The sequence below is a fragment of the Legionella qingyii genome (assembly GCF_003184185.1).
The window spans coordinates 1-15,288 of the sequence record NZ_QHJG01000042.1 but is presented as its reverse complement, the minus strand read 5'-3'; the positions used below and the strand labels follow the sequence as shown (position 1 = coordinate 15,288).

Sequence of the window (15,288 nt, the reverse complement as noted above, 5' to 3'; positions counted from 1 at the left end):
ATCCCTTCAGGGATGAGCTTGATACATCAACTTGTGGCAAAGAAGGATTTAATGGGATCATTTCTCAAGTTCCATTTTACTTTATGCAAGATAAGTAATGTTGAATAAAACCCCATTTGTGTAGAAGTGATTTAATTCCAAACCCTCTCCTATTGTTTGGCCTGAGGCACGACCAAGTTGACTTTTACCCCAATCGGCAAATTCATAACCCACCCCCACTTGCCAATTCTGATTCAAGGCCTTTTGGATTCCAGCGCCCACAGTATAGGTAAAAGCGGTTTGGGTATGAGATGCAAAATTAGGATTAGGTAAGGCTTCAAATATCTTCGGTATATTTCGAAAAGAACGCGCTTCATTAAAACCTACACCAATACTCCCACTCACCCAAGGCATCACTACAAATCCCATGTCTGCCAATAACTTCCCTTTCAAAGCAATATGAGTATGCTGAATTTTATAACTGTAGGTAAAATTATCAAATTCCGGATCAGCATCATCCCAAATGTCTCCTGAAAGACTCGCATTGGTCGTTGCAGCAACCGTCGCTCCTAACTGCCCCCAGAATGTAGGGCTTAATGCTTTTTGCAAACCCAAAAGTATTTCAAAATCCGCAAGTGCATGTGTCGATTTATCCGCGGTATAAGTTTTTTCAATCTCAGGTGCCAAAAAAAAGGTTTGAGTAGCACCCCCGCTTTCCCATACAGGACCAATGCTTAATTCGGCGATATAGTTAAAGTGCGAAACAGATTCCCCCATAGTACCGGCAATTGTGCTACCGCTTAAAATATTCATCAATAAAACTAAATAGCAGTGTTTCCTCATCAAAACTCCTTGCATGAGACAAGTTAACAAACCAATCATCCTAATTTATTCATAGAATGAAATCAAAAAACTTTTTGTAAATAGCCAATTGAAGTTCATTTGGCAGTTCCATAACCCATATAGCAAAATCTATAGGTTCCTAACCCGTCTAATTGATAAAAACTCAGATTAGAACTATGCCTCATCCGAGTTATCGATCTACTGCAATTTTTTTAAAGGGGAAGCACATACATCTATTGTTACGCCACCAGGTATGTTTCCCGGATTATACAGCGCAATATCATTATCTATATTTGCCTGGTTTCCGAAGAACTTATTCGAAGAGACACACGCATGAGCCAAATTCATAGCAAGTGGAATTCCTGCAGAGCCTCCCACCAATATCGCACCGCCCCTATTATCCTCTCCCAATGTTTTTTTCAATGCAGTATTTTTTTCAAAAATATTATCAACAATCCTGGCATTTCCAGAAAACTCCACCGCAATTGCTCCCCCTCCTGGTGCCATAGTCGTTACTGAAGAACTGCCTCCACTAAAGAAATTGGCGATTGAATTAAAGAAGAATAGCGGTGAAACAGTACCGGCAGGTATTCCCTCAATTGAATTATGTAAAAACTTATTATTTGAAATTTGTGCCAATGTCTTTATCGGAGAGGCAAATACAGCATTCGCATAATTAGAAGCAAAAATTCCACCTCCTTCCAACTCTGCTTTGTTATTTGAGAAAATAGATTGTGTTACTGTTGTCTCTATTGAGTCTAAGTAAATTGCCCCACCAACCCCACCAGAATTGTTAGTAAATTCAGAATTCATGATCTTGGCGCGCGAAGCTGGATTAGGAAGTATTCCAAAAACATTAATACCACCGCCTCCAAATGCAGCAGCAACATTATTTATAAATTTTGAGTTTACAACAGTTAAAAAATAAGGGGTGCCATCATTAAAAGGGATGTGGAAAAAAATCGCCCCCCCACCAAAACCGGTAAGTGTCGTTTGATTTTGCATAAACGTCGAATCGGATACTGATAAATTAGTATTAATCACCCCAAGAGCACCGCCGCTTGCGTCGGGTACTGGGCCATTCAAAACATTGCCTTTGAAATTACTTGAAGCAATGGTGATATCACCACCATCTTTACCACGAATCGCTCCACCATTACGAAAAGCAATATTTTGTTCAAATTGACTTGAAGTAATAGTATATGCAGCATCAATCAAATTTTCTAAAGCACCTCCACTACCACCTGGAAATACAGCGAGGTTATTAATAAACTTGGAATTTTTTATAGTAATTGAGGTATCAGTATCTATTGCTGCAACGGCCCCTCCTCCCGAAGCTAATGAAAGAAATTCTCCATCAAGAATTTCAGTCACTGTTGCATTGGAACCATCACTTATATTTTGCTCAAAAAGCATATTACTAAGCTCAATTGTTGAACCATAGCGCGCCAAAAGACCTCCGCCTGCAGCATGTTCATAATCCAAACTCTCGAGTATATTTCTAGGTCCTAAAACCCCTCTATCTGGACCAACTGCATATCCTCCTCGAACAATGAGACTATCAAGTTTAATATTTTTAACCCCTTCTCCTGGGGGAACATCACTTCCAGCCATAAGCACATGCCAAACCCTGTCATTGTTACTATTAACTACATAGGGAGTAAGGCAAGTTGAAGTCATGTCACCACATAAAATAGTGGGAAAAAGCTGGGCATTTCTTTGTCCGCGGCTCGTTTCCTTCCCGGAAAATCCTCCATATATAGCGGTATCACTTGGTACATTAAAAGTTCTTAGTTTAGGAGTATTCACTCCATATGCTCCCCCAACAATTCCTTGTGGCACATAGACTCGAGTGGGTTTATAAACGCCTTGGGCTACCCAGATTTCAACAGAGCCAGGATCTGCATCCGCGGCTTCTAGCGCAGACTCTAAATTATTAAATGCATTGACCCAACTGCTTCCATTACCATTTGCAGGTCTCCTGCCGTTGACATAAAATTTCGTCACTTCACCTTTAGTGATATTCAAGCTGTTAGTAGAGCCTGGTTGATAACATTGCAAGCGATTGCCTTGATTGCAAACCACAGGACCACCTAATATGTTCTTCACTAATTCGGAACCAATCACTTCTAAGGTTAAAGTACACGATTGTTTATATCCTAATGAAAATGGATTCATGCAGTTCCCTGCTCCCGAAGTCACTTGATTGATTCCGATAATAGGACTCATAACCAAAATTTTTGTTTTTTTTGATTGATTGGTAACGGTGTATTTTATCGTAGCCGTTCTTGTTGGGCTTACAGTGACCGTAGGAGGAAAGTTTGCATCAGGGATAAATGTCCACAAAGGACTAGAGGCCTGCTCCATAGTGGTAGAACGAGTATCCGCGATGGCATTATGATTTAGAAAACTCGAGAATATTATGAAATAAAGAGGATATCTTTTCAATTAATGCTCCTTGCAAACAAATTTATCAATTATCAATACTAGAGTCTGTTGGCATTTCATTCGGTCTACTTCCCACGCATAAAGCACAGAACGTAGTCTAATCAAGAAGTTGTCAACAGAGCCTGGGTTTAGTTGAAACTAAGAAATACTCGGCATTTATAATAAATAGTTCCTAATTATCAACCTTCAAAGCAATCTTTTTTATAAAAAAACCGAGTTACGATCGTAGCTAATCCGAGTTAACTTTGCCATGAAAAAATACTCTCAAATTATTTTAAAGTAAGATGGAAGTCTTGAACCATATCTCAAGGAGAAAATCCATCTCTATATTTAAAATGTTCACAAATATGGATGACAATGATATAGGTTGATTGTTTGTTTTTTTTAAAATCCAAGTATGGCTCATATTTGTTGTTGCCCATAGAATCGTTGATAAAAAATTTTGCCTTTCTCGTTTCGTTTTAATTGCCTGATAAGTCATGTATAAATAGAGCCAACTCGGAAATTATTTTCCAAGTGTTGCAGTACTACCGGCAAAAAAACCTGGCAATCCTTTTTGTCGATAAATAATATGCATTGCCTGGATAGGTTTTATAGATTGTTCCTGGCTTGCTATAACGCTCATTTGTACCGTTTTAATATTCTCAATAGGACTGAGCACTAAAGTATCAAAAGTAGATGAAAGCGTGGCTTTAAATACACCACCAACCACCAGAGGAAACTGTAATTTGTCAATTTCTTTTGGCATATGAGTAATCAATAACGGTCGGTAGGCCACTTTGCCTTGTTGACGTATCATGCACGACAAAAATCCTGTTGAAAAATACTTTAAATTAACACCTATAAGCGGAGGATTTTCATTAAAAACTTTCGCGGCATACCTATAAAATAGTACGATTGCCTTCTAAGACGAGACTGAGGCATGTGCCATAGAACTACATATCTGTTTTTCGAAGTGGAATTTCATTGATTCTATTAATGATTTGAATAATTAAATGTAGCAAATTTGCATTGCATTATTTAGTATTGTGTCTGTGCTTTAAAATAAAATGAAATTAGAAACGCTGCATTGCATTATACAAAATGAATGCAGTGCCATAATTGTCGTACCAATTGAGCAACCCAGCCCATTTTTTAGAATGGCATTTCTTATTGTTGCGTTTATTACTACTAAAAGGGAACATTAGAGTGAAAATGAATCAATTCCAATTAGCAAGCACTTTGTTTTTAATGATGAGTCCAGTCTTTGCAAATAATCCGGTCCTTCATTCTTTAGACCAACCATTTCCCAAACAGAGTTCCACCTTGGGAGGAAGTGTCACTTCAACCTATATTTTTACCAATAATCTTCCCTTTGCTTTTACAAAGCCATTCCGAGTAATACCAATACTGTGTCCATCTCCTAATCAAGCCTGTACTGCTACCGAAGCAGAATTTAAATACAACGATCGATGTTCTGGTAAAAAATTAAAACCTAAAGAAAGCTGCACCTATAGCATTACCCTAACCCCTAATAGCATTGGCCGAAAAACTGTTTTGGTGGCTTACAGCGGGTACGACAATAACGTAGTACACGTTCAACCCGCATTAACAACGACCGCATCTGCAACTCCAGCAGGCCTTCTTGGCACAGCCGATTTTCCTACTGCCCATCCATTACCAAGTCAAGCATTTACAAACTCCAATTATGCTGTAACGTTTACGTTCAAAAACTATGATGCTTCGGCAACCAGTTTTACACAAAAAATCACTCAAAATAATAATTCGCTCCATCCTAATTTCTCAATTACGAGCAATAGCTGTGTTCCATCGGGAACAACGGGAACCTTAGCAAGCGGCGAACAATGCAGTATTGCCGGCACATTCAGTTCACCTACGAATGGCACGTTTACTCTGGCAGCTGAATTAATTGGAAATCTAAGTTCTAATAAACTCACTACATCAACCACCGTACAATCTTTCTCATTCAATAAACTAATTGGTGTTGATTATAATCCTAATCATTATACGAGTAACTATCCATTCAATTTTCACGATGTGTTTTATACAGGAACACCCAATAACGCAACAGCTACCAATGTCTACGCAGAACTACAACAATTGCAAAATGCAGGATTTACAACGGTTCGTTCCTATCAAACAGAACCGTATAGTTGGATAGATATTATTAAACAAGCTAACATTTTGGGAATGAAAGTTATTTATGAGGCAGTCATCCCCCAGCAGCCAAATGACACCATTTATCCAAAGTGCCCATTTGGCGCCCAAGATTATATTCCATGTGCACAAGCCACATTAAATTCTGTGATTCAGGCAGTGACGCCTTCAGTATTTAATAAAACCGTCATTCTTGTCTTTGCAGGACACGAAAATTATTGTAGTGCAGGCGATACAATTCCTCCCTGTACCGGAACCTCGAATATTAATTATTTAACTAGTGCTGTTTCTGCTTTGAAAACAACATTAGCGACACACAGTTTGACAACTCCTGTAGGCTCTGCAGTCGTCAGTGGAAATTTTGTTACCCCAAGCCCTGTAATTTCTGCAGATATGATAAAATTAATTAATTCCTATTCCTCTACTGCCCCCTTGGCTTTTGATCCATACCCTTTTCAATTTGGAGTATTACCAGCAACTACAGCCGTATGGACGCCTCCATTAAGTTCAACGATACAGCATATTAATTCACTAGCATGGGACTACATCCAAGTTGTAGGTTCGACTAACCCACCAGCACTACCCAAAGCTAATCCAAAGCCATTTTATACCCCTGGGCGTGTGTTGTTGGCAGCAGAAACAGGATGGGCAACAGCAGGAACTACTACAGGATATGCATGTAATTCCCCTGGGCCATGTCAACCATCCGTAGCAAATGCTACTGCATACTTCAAAACCCTTTATCAGTTGAATACAAGTAATTTTATAAAATCATCTGGATATAATATAGGAGTTCTTGCATTCGAAGCTTATGATGAGCCAACAAAAGCAGGACCTACAGCAGAACAAAATTACGGTCTTTTTAATTCGAATTGTGTTCAAAAAGGAGCTGGTCTTGTTCCTAACAATGCTATAGTATCCGCAAAAGGATGCCAAGGATTTACCAGTGGCACACTACTGAACATATTTGGTACTACTCCCCCAGATCAGGCATCGTTTAAGGTGCAAATTACTTATCCATCAGGACAACATCCAACGATTAACGTGACGATACCTGCTAATTCCGGTACCGACCCCAATATCAGCGCAGTGACACCATGGCCACAATTTTTAATTTATAAAGGAGCCAAGATTACTGTTTCTTCGACTACCAGTACACAATCTTGCACCACGACAGCTCTCGAAGTTACGCCATCTCCCGCCTCAATCACTTTTGGATCAGTAAAGTGCAAAAATCCCCCTCCCAGCAATATGAGCTGTGTCGGTCTAGATTGCCAATTATCTAATCCTTTTTAAATGTATTTTGACCAAAATATATTTTCTTATAGCAATACAATGTTGGGCCATTGGCCCAACCAAGCCATTTGAACATAGTCTTTCGGTTCGTTCTAAACCGACTTTTAGCGAAATCTACCATCCCATCGAATGATCAAAATGACATCATGATGAGTTAAAATTTGACTACACATCACAAAATATTATATTATTAGGCCACTTTGATTAAATTAGCGACATTTGTACCTGAGATAATATTATGAGAGCCAAATTTTTTAACAAAAAACCTATTCCGAAAACCAGCCAAAATGCTTTTGCATTATTAAACTCTGATACTCTGAGTACTGTTGGAACAATTCTCTCTAATTTTATTCATCTGATTAATATTGAAAAAAGTGTTTTGACTCATCCGAATTCGGCAATATCTGATAATCAAAAGTTCCTTAAGGAATTAGAAGCTGGTTTTAATAAGCTGCGAAATGCTCTTGAGCATGGAAAACCGTATCGATCTTTATTTAACGACGTTTGTAAATTAAAAGAAGGGCTTGAAGTAATTTTTGGATATTACCAAACTCAGATTGAACTCTGCCAGCCAATTGCAAAGGATTATCTAAGAAAAATTCGAAGTGAAGATAGTGAGGTTGCAACGTTATTACATAAAATTGCTTATACAGAAAAGCAATATGCGTTTCACCCCAAGGAATCAAAAATAATAAAAAAACACATCATTAATGTCACCGCTCAAGATGTTATGGAGCAGGATATGACAACTATTCGAGAAATTGTTCAACAGTCTCTTTCTGTTGATCATCAAGATGAATCAGAAAATTCATGTATCAGATCTTTGTAATTGGTAATCTGATTTGATTGATGGATAAATTGCTCATGACAAAGTAATTCGATTTTCTTTGTCATGAGGATTTTGGTTTCAAAATTAGCTCACATTAAACTAAAGTTACACCTATAGCGATCACGATAATTATCAACACGCACTATAGTTTTGCAGAATCAATATCTTTAATTTCCTTCTATATTTTATCAGCTTTTTCTATATTTGATAATTCACGTCGTTACGGTATTCATGCAGTTAAATTTGGTTTCAACGAAGTGTCTTGTTACTTCATAATGAACTGTTTTGCTGCTTAGGTCCGCCTGGCGTAATTGATTTATAAGTGTTTCATTGTGACGAAAACTATCCACCCATTTTTTGAGCCTTTTTAGACGCCATATATGTTTATAAATTTTCTTATTCTTGATCTCTTTTATAACAATAATCTTAGGCAACTTAAAGGGCAGGAACTCTTCGTTGAGAATAAGTATTGCCATTACCCAGCGTAGCGAAAGGAATGAAGGGTAAAAGTCGCCACTGCGGTGACTGATATTTTTTAAAACAGTTCCTGTTTTATCTGTAAATTTTATATTTCCAGCGGTCAAACAGCATGCAGTCTCAAGAGGCTCACCGGTCATTTGAAAATGTTTCGGTGCTATATTATGAGGGCGAGTTTCAAAAGCGAACCACAACTTACCTTCCATATCTACTAAAAAGCGAAAAATGGTTTCTTCTTCTTGTGCCAGCAGTTGTTTTAAAGTAGATAAAGACTTTATAGAAAAAGAATTAGCTTCACAATTAACAGCTGTTTTTCCTGCATAAAAAATATTTGCTGGATCTGGCGGACTTGAGAAGAACTCTTTATCTAGTTGGGTTGAAAATTTAATCATATATTTCATTAAGATAATAGGGCGTTAATAACATGAATCATAACAAACAAATAGGCACCGTCAAATGAATAAATTCAAGGTAAAAATAGCAATAGCTTGCAGAACCAAAAATTCGAACGTTTTAGGCATAAAAGGATTGCAAATTTAATGTAACTCGATAACATAATCTACAAAAAATTAACAAAGGAGTGTCATGAAACTTGCACTATTTACCACCGCTTTATTAGCTGCTGGATCCGTGTCTGCCTCGACTGCAGTTAATGGCTGGTATGCCACCGGTTTTGGAGGTTACACTTACGCCCCCTCAAATGTTGAAAGGCTTTATTATGGTTACTTGCTCTCTGATGTGCATTATCGCTGGGGCTATAATGCTGGTGGCGGCATTGGATACCAAAGTGATCCTGTTCGGTATGAATTTCAATATACTTACTTATATGTTGATACGAATCAATATAGTGTGAATCATAAAAAAGCATTGGATATCGATGGTGGTACTAAAGCAAATATTCTTATGGCAAATCTTTATTATGATTTTCCTGAAATGCTGGGTAAAATTTCCCCCTTTCTTGGAGTGGGTATTGGTTACTCCTTTATGCATGCCACTTTAAACAGTACAAGCCGTTTCAAAAAGCCTCATTTTAACACAGACCTGGACTCTTTTGCTTATCAAGGAACTGCTGGGTTGACTTATAATTTTAAGAAACATTTTGCAATCAATGCGGCCTATCGCTATACAGCAACAACCAATAAGGGTAACTGGGGCAAAACCCTGCAGGCACAAATGGGTAATCTTGGAGTAATCTATCGTTTTGATATAGGCAGTTATAAATAGAGATTTTTTATTTAAATTGATTTAAAATTGGGCATTTCTGAATGTCGCGGACAACCCGCGACATGTAAGAAAAGCCCCCTACTACATATAAGAAAACTCTGGTTCATGGCGATGATCAGCCAAAAATGATTTTTGCACGATTTGACCAATTTTTTCTATATCTTCCTTCATGATAGAAGGTGCACAAAAATTAATGGAGTACTTGGTTAAGACTTTTGAGTCTTGTTCATCAAGTAAGGAGGTATCTTCAGCTGCAATTGAAGATGCTAAAATCGCAAGGTCGCTGTCTCTATATTGAGTATTTCTTAGATACTCTCTCACAATTGGCTGATTTCTTTTAATCTGAGATTGATAATATCCTAGAATTACCTGTAGATCCTCTTTTAATCTACAAACATCACCGTAAAAAGATTGATAAGGTTTACCTTCATTTACCGCATCTTTTAGTCTTTTCAAACGCTCGTCTAGCCCATTGATGAATTCTTTATTATCACTTATCCTTCCATTAGAAAGAGCGTGAGAATTTAGAACACTTTTTTCAGTGTTAACCAACTGCTTAAAATGAAATACAATTTTTTCAATATTGGATAAATCATCAAAACTGGCCAAAATATCAAAGGCTTCTTGGCTAGTTTTTGGAATGCTTTGTTTTTTAAAAAACGATAATAACTTGGCCTGCATAGTAAATCTCTCCGAGAAATGACTTTTTCTTAATCAAAGTGGATATATTTTAATATGATCAGCGCAATTAGTCAACTATTAGCCATATTGATCCATTTTTAATCAACTATAATTTGGGTAATAGACAATAACTAAAAAATGATTTGAACGGATGATAGCCTCTTTCTTCGCACTGATTTACTGCTTTTGTTAAGATAATGAATCGATACATGCATGGACTTTTTCTGAATAAGATGAAGTTCATCATACTTCATAAATAACTGAGTTCATTGAAGTAAGTGCTCCCTAATTACTTGGGATATGCTAAAAAGTTTTTCCTCCTAACCCATAATAAATATTGGGGGTTTGCAACTCATTTTTTTGTTTCAATTCAGTTATGTGTTGAATTGCCTGAATTTTTTGTGGACCATAGTCCATTAACTTAAGCGATACTTGATTTGCTGAACCAATTCGCATTAATTGTGCCTCACAAAAATTTAAATTTTTAATTACCGGGCCTGTAAGGATAATTTTTTTATCCAAATACTTTGTTAAATTTAAATCTGAATTGTTAAATTCTTCTTCTACCTCTTTTCTAGTGCATTTAATGGCACAAATAACGGAACGAGGCAATACACGATATGCCAATGCTTCATAAGCATAAAGTGGCCAACCTGCACTAACAGGCATTGAAAAATTAAAAAACTCATTGATATTTCTTGCCTGAACCGTTTGAAGTCCATTTAAATCAACAACAATTTCCTTATTGTCAGCTGGAGTATTTGGATTCTTTGATAAACTGACTTCTCCCTTTGAGCCGACATATTCAATTTGCGTAAGATCTGGAAGCGCAATTGCATAAATATAAGTATCATCATTATTGAGGGGAAAAATAGCAGCACTCTCAAATTTGGTACTCATACAGACGCAGACCGCGGGATCCGCATCCACAGCCCGGTTATTAATTCCTCGATCATTATCATATCCTCTATATTGAATTGCTTCTCTCCACCAATCTGCTTCAAACTCTTTAATTCTCGGAGAAAATCCTTCTTTAAAAATGAATTCTGGTGGTCGCTTATCCGAGCGATAGTAAACTCGTCCTTGTGCATTTAATTCATTTTCTTTATTAAGATTATTGGTAAAAAACATCACGATTCCTTGACCATAAATATAATGATTTTTGCCCTTCATAATGAGAATACGCTTAAATAATTATAACTACTAGTAAAAATCATTTCTCGATGACCAATAAAATCTTCTCTCCAATTATGAACAATTGAAATTATATATTTGCTTATTGAATAAAAAATTTACTTGGATACAATAGCTATTTTTTCGGATATCCATCATGGGATTTTACTTTAATACGTACAGACAAGAAGAAGGTGATAGGGCTTACAACGAGCAAAGATATGAGGATGCCCTCACTCATTACTCAGAAGCATTAAAAACATTGCATATGCATGCTGCTACTCAAACAACACGGCACATTGATTTTTATGATGCATTGGTTTATGTACTCTCCGAAATTTTAACAACCAAACTGTTCATTATTCAGCGTGAAGCCCAAAATGCAAATTTTGCTGTCGTTATAAGCCATTGGCAGGATATTCCCGGCTTGTTGCATGAAATGAAACTTACTCATAAAGAGCATCTTAAAACATCCAAGCACGCCTTTAGTAACAAAGAAAAAGTAATTTCAAAAGTACACTCATTACTTGCAAAAATTTGTGAAGAGGTAAGTGACGAGTTGGTAGATCAATTAGAAGAAGATGATGCTGAAGTAAATCTTCAAGTACTTACACAATCCATTGAGTGGATGAAGAGAGCCATACATTTTCAGGTAAAAACAGAAGGAGCTACTAAGCTATCAAGCAGCCTGGGATATTTAAATTTACTTGAGCGCCTCTATAAAAGAACACAAGATGGAACTCATATTCGAGTAATGTCCGAGTATATTATTGAACATAATCTCTTGGAAAAAACAATGAAATCGCCCTTACGGAAACTAGAACTACTAAGCTATGTTGCAAGAGTGGCGCTTTTTAATCATCAAGATATTAGTGAACTTACTCTTGAATGTAAAACACTCTATGATTTAGTTCCTGAAGATGAACGAGACAATCCCATCCTGGACGATCTCCAGAGTTTACTTCATCTAATACCTCAAAAAGATGGAGAGGAAGATGATTATGAAGTGGAAAATAATGATCCAGAGGTTATGGATGATACAAATTTTACATTGGGCAGCTTAGAAGACCTCTCGGTTGACTCCATCACATTAGATCAGATCGATGAACGTGCCTGTCCTGTCGATATGTTGGCAGAGCTTCAAAGTTTAAGCTCCGAAACCACTGAGGGAAGTACATTACCCTCATCATCAACGAATCCATTGTCCTCGGATCAGGAAATGGCATATAGCTCTTCGTTTAGTGGTCAGAGTTTTTGGCAAACGGCACTACCAACTATTTTTAGCTCCCCTTCTCAAGTGCAATCATTAGAAAATGAAGTTCCCCATAGCAGAGCTCTTCAGCAGGGACTGGAAAAAATAACCACCCACTCAGAGAATCCAAGATTTATAGCAAATTTACTCTCTCTGGTAGCAGATTTCTTCAATAAATACAAAGCGCGTTACGTTCAAAAACAAAATGCGATTGTGTTAGCCCATGATCTATATCAAAAGGTATTTAAAATAGATCCTCAGCATCACAGAGCCAGTGAAAAATTGAAAGATATACGCACTCAACACCTAAGATTGATTAGCTCATATCAATTCTATAGTCATCGACCTCAAAGTCCTATACCAACTGTTACTGCTAGAATTTCAGAAGCAAAACATTGTTTTAGTCAGGCACTTGAAGAGTTAATAATTCAGTTAGAAAGCCTATTAATGAATCAGCCGGCTAAACTTCGAATAACAATTGACGAATTAGCCTGCTTTATTGGGGAGCAGCTATCTAAAGGCGCAATCACCGCCAACCCAAGTCCTGAAATAGGGCAAATGCTGAAGAGCGCTTTTGAGGAGGAGCTTAAGAACTCAGCGCATTCAGCATCCAGGCCAGAAAATTATTAGAGCTGTTCTACATTCATATTTTGGAGTGCAGCTTCAAAATATGAATCACTATGAATTTTGGCTGTAGGCTTTTACTTTATCTTTACCGGCCTGTTTCGCCGCGTAAAGAGCATGGTCAGCAGCCTTGATTATCTCGTCAATAGTAGCGCCATGTTTTGGTGCTTCTGCTACGCCAATTGAAATAGTAATGTTATCCAGGGGATTACCTTTAAAATATATGGATATCGTTTTTATCTTTTCGCGAAGTGCATCCATTTTACTCATAGCATTGTTCAAAGTTGCATTCAACAATACAACAACAAACTCTTCGCCACCGAAGCGAAAAGAAATATCACTTTCCCGGAAATTATCCTTCAATAATTTCCCGATTGTCTTAAGTAACTCATCTCCCGCTAAATGGCTGTAAATATCATTAAATTTCTTGAAGTTATCGATATCTAGCATCGCAACACATAATGTATTTTTATCTCGAGCAATGCGAATTAATTCCCGCGATAAAATATCATTTAAATAACGTCGATTATATAAATTAGTTAATGGATCATGTAATGATAATTCACTCAATGATATGCGCAAATTAATATTAGCAATGGCAAGCTTCACAATATTACCAAATGAATTGGCCATGTCTTGTTGGTGTTGTGTTAATTTTTTACCTTTTGGTGCAAGTAGATGGATAGCACCAATTAATTCATTTTGAACCATGAGCGGTAATGCCATATACCCTCCTTGAGGAGGAGTCTTATAATGGGAACAAGGAACTGATTTATTCGGATCATCAACCACGTTGGTAGTCGCTTCACGAATTGAAAAACAATCGATGGGAAGGAAAGTCTTTGGCATTAATTGTTCTTTTCCCCATTGAACTACAGTTTCCATTTGATTCACTCCCTTATTGTAAACCGACAAGCCGCCGCTTAAATCAGGGAATAAATCTTGTGCAATTAAATTAATTCGTGGATAAGCCTCTTCTGTCGTAATACAAATTTGCAATGAACGATTTAATTTATTTAATAAGCTCTCATCATGCTCCAATAACTTCAATTCATTTAAAGTTCCCATCGTTTTCTCGTTCAGCTCTCTCATTTTTTCTTCATTTTGAATTCGATCACTGACGTCTTTCATTTGCACAATAAAATTAATCGGCTCCCCATGCTCATCACGAATTAACGTTGCACTGACCATCACCCAAATAATACTGCCATCTTTTCGAATATAACGTTTTTCCATATGCGAAATACGCAATTCGCCTTGCAGAAGTTTACTCATGGCATCTTGAGTCATAGACACATCATCAACATAAGTAATATCCATCATATTTTTACCATGTAATTCCTCACCACTGTAACCCAAAATCTCTTGCAGTGTACGATTAGCATGGATGCATTTACCTTCAGGTGAAACAATGGCCATACCAATAGGTGCATTTTCAATGGTATTGCGAAAGCTCTCTTCACTATGTCTTAAATCGGATAAAAGATTTGAGCTGTATATTTCCAGATAGATTGATCTCATTAAAAATTGATTTACTTCTGCAGTGCTATAAATCACGATAAGAGCATAAAGCAAAATCGCCATAAATAAGATTACAGATAATGAAGGGGTAATGGAAACTGATAAAAAAATCAGGAGCAGCCATATTGGTGCCATGAACGCAATATAAGCATTATAAATGGTTAGCAATTTAGCCGCCGGTGCTCCAAGCAATCCGATCAAATAGACGAAAATGCCCATGCGATGAAGAGGATCATCTATACAGAGGAACAACAATCCTCCTAAAGCCCATAAAATACCCGAAAGAAGATTATTAATTACAAAATATTTTTTCCAAAAAGAGGGATGCAATACCCCCCCTTCTTTTGTTTCCCGATGATAACGAAATAAAAATAGCCCTCTTAATAATTGATTGAAAACAACCATCGTTAGTACCCAAATCACTACCAGAAGTTTATTATTCACTTGCACCCAAATGATTAAAGCAAAAATGATGGTTGCAAAAAAATCCGCAATAACTAGAACGTAAAATTTTTTATATGATTCGGTTATAAGCTTATTTTCTATTTCAGAGCTCGTAACACCCGGAAAGTCCATTAAAGAATCCTTCTGAAAAGTTCGGCAGCTTATTAAGATAATAGTATTTATTCGTGGAATATCCAGAATGCTCCTTAATATCCCTAAAGTGTATCTTTACGATTTTGTTATATAAATTGACGATTATGAAATAATGTCTTAACTTGGACAGGACTTACGAAAAATCTCAAGGTCGAGGCAAAAAATGTTTTTAATGAGGGAGTTTAGA

11 protein-coding genes are annotated in these 15,288 nt (G+C 36.9%); 4 read left to right on the top strand and 7 right to left on the bottom strand.

The genetic code is table 11. The features are described from left to right. Positions 1-81: 81 nt before the first annotated feature. The 3 genes from DGG96_RS18365 to DGG96_RS21230 form a co-directional block, all read right to left on the bottom strand. On the bottom strand, positions 82-822 hold the full coding sequence (locus DGG96_RS18365) for an outer membrane protein (RefSeq protein WP_110143989.1): 741 nt from the start codon (positions 820-822) through the stop codon (positions 82-84). Between the two features lie 198 nt (positions 823-1,020). Then, positions 1,021-3,270, bottom strand: coding sequence for a hypothetical protein (locus tag DGG96_RS18360; RefSeq protein WP_110143988.1), 2,250 nt, complete (start codon positions 3,268-3,270; stop codon positions 1,021-1,023). 505 nt (positions 3,271-3,775) lie between these two features. Beyond that, complete coding sequence (locus DGG96_RS21230) at positions 3,776-4,069, bottom strand: MC/SLC25 family protein (protein ID WP_233590506.1); 294 nt, start codon at positions 4,067-4,069, stop codon at positions 3,776-3,778. 395 nt (positions 4,070-4,464) lie between these two features. Here DGG96_RS21230 and DGG96_RS18350 point away from each other — a divergent pair, with 395 nt between their 5' ends. Then, positions 4,465-6,723, top strand: a complete 2,259-nt coding sequence (locus DGG96_RS18350; protein ID WP_110143987.1) for a hypothetical protein — start codon at positions 4,465-4,467, stop codon at positions 6,721-6,723. 238 nt (positions 6,724-6,961) lie between these two features. Continuing rightward, a complete protein-coding gene (locus DGG96_RS18345) occupies positions 6,962-7,552 on the top strand; it encodes a hypothetical protein (RefSeq protein WP_110143986.1) in 591 nt (196 codons plus the stop codon). 212 nt (positions 7,553-7,764) lie between these two features. On the opposite strand, the gene DGG96_RS18340 is transcribed toward DGG96_RS18345, so the two are convergent. After that, a complete protein-coding gene (locus tag DGG96_RS18340; protein ID WP_199739252.1) occupies positions 7,765-8,421 on the bottom strand; it encodes a hypothetical protein in 657 nt (218 codons plus the stop codon). 193 nt (positions 8,422-8,614) lie between these two features. Between DGG96_RS18340 and DGG96_RS18335 the strand changes: the two genes are divergently transcribed. After that, a complete protein-coding gene (locus tag DGG96_RS18335; protein WP_110143985.1) occupies positions 8,615-9,253 on the top strand; it encodes an outer membrane protein in 639 nt (212 codons plus the stop codon). Positions 9,254-9,334: 81 nt separating this feature from the next. Here the strand turns inward: DGG96_RS18335 and DGG96_RS18330 are convergent, their stop codons facing one another. Together DGG96_RS18330 and DGG96_RS18325 are read right to left on the bottom strand one after the other, a co-directional pair. Then, entirely contained in the window at positions 9,335-9,934 is a 600-nt protein-coding gene (locus tag DGG96_RS18330; protein ID WP_110143984.1) for a hypothetical protein, read from the bottom strand. A gap of 303 nt (positions 9,935-10,237) precedes the next feature. Further along, positions 10,238-11,065 carry a hypothetical protein gene (locus DGG96_RS18325; RefSeq protein WP_110143983.1) on the bottom strand — a complete coding sequence of 276 codons (828 nt, stop codon included), beginning with the start codon at positions 11,063-11,065 and terminating at the stop codon, positions 10,238-10,240. A gap of 199 nt (positions 11,066-11,264) precedes the next feature. On the opposite strand from DGG96_RS18325, the gene DGG96_RS18320 reads away from it, so the two are divergent. Continuing rightward, complete coding sequence (locus tag DGG96_RS18320; protein ID WP_110143982.1) at positions 11,265-12,989, top strand: hypothetical protein; 1,725 nt, start codon at positions 11,265-11,267, stop codon at positions 12,987-12,989. Positions 12,990-13,037: 48 nt separating this feature from the next. Here DGG96_RS18320 and DGG96_RS18315 read toward each other — a convergent pair whose 3' ends face one another. After that, a complete protein-coding gene (locus tag DGG96_RS18315; protein WP_110143981.1) occupies positions 13,038-15,080 on the bottom strand; it encodes a GGDEF domain-containing protein in 2,043 nt (680 codons plus the stop codon). Positions 15,081-15,288: the final 208 nt, after the last annotated feature.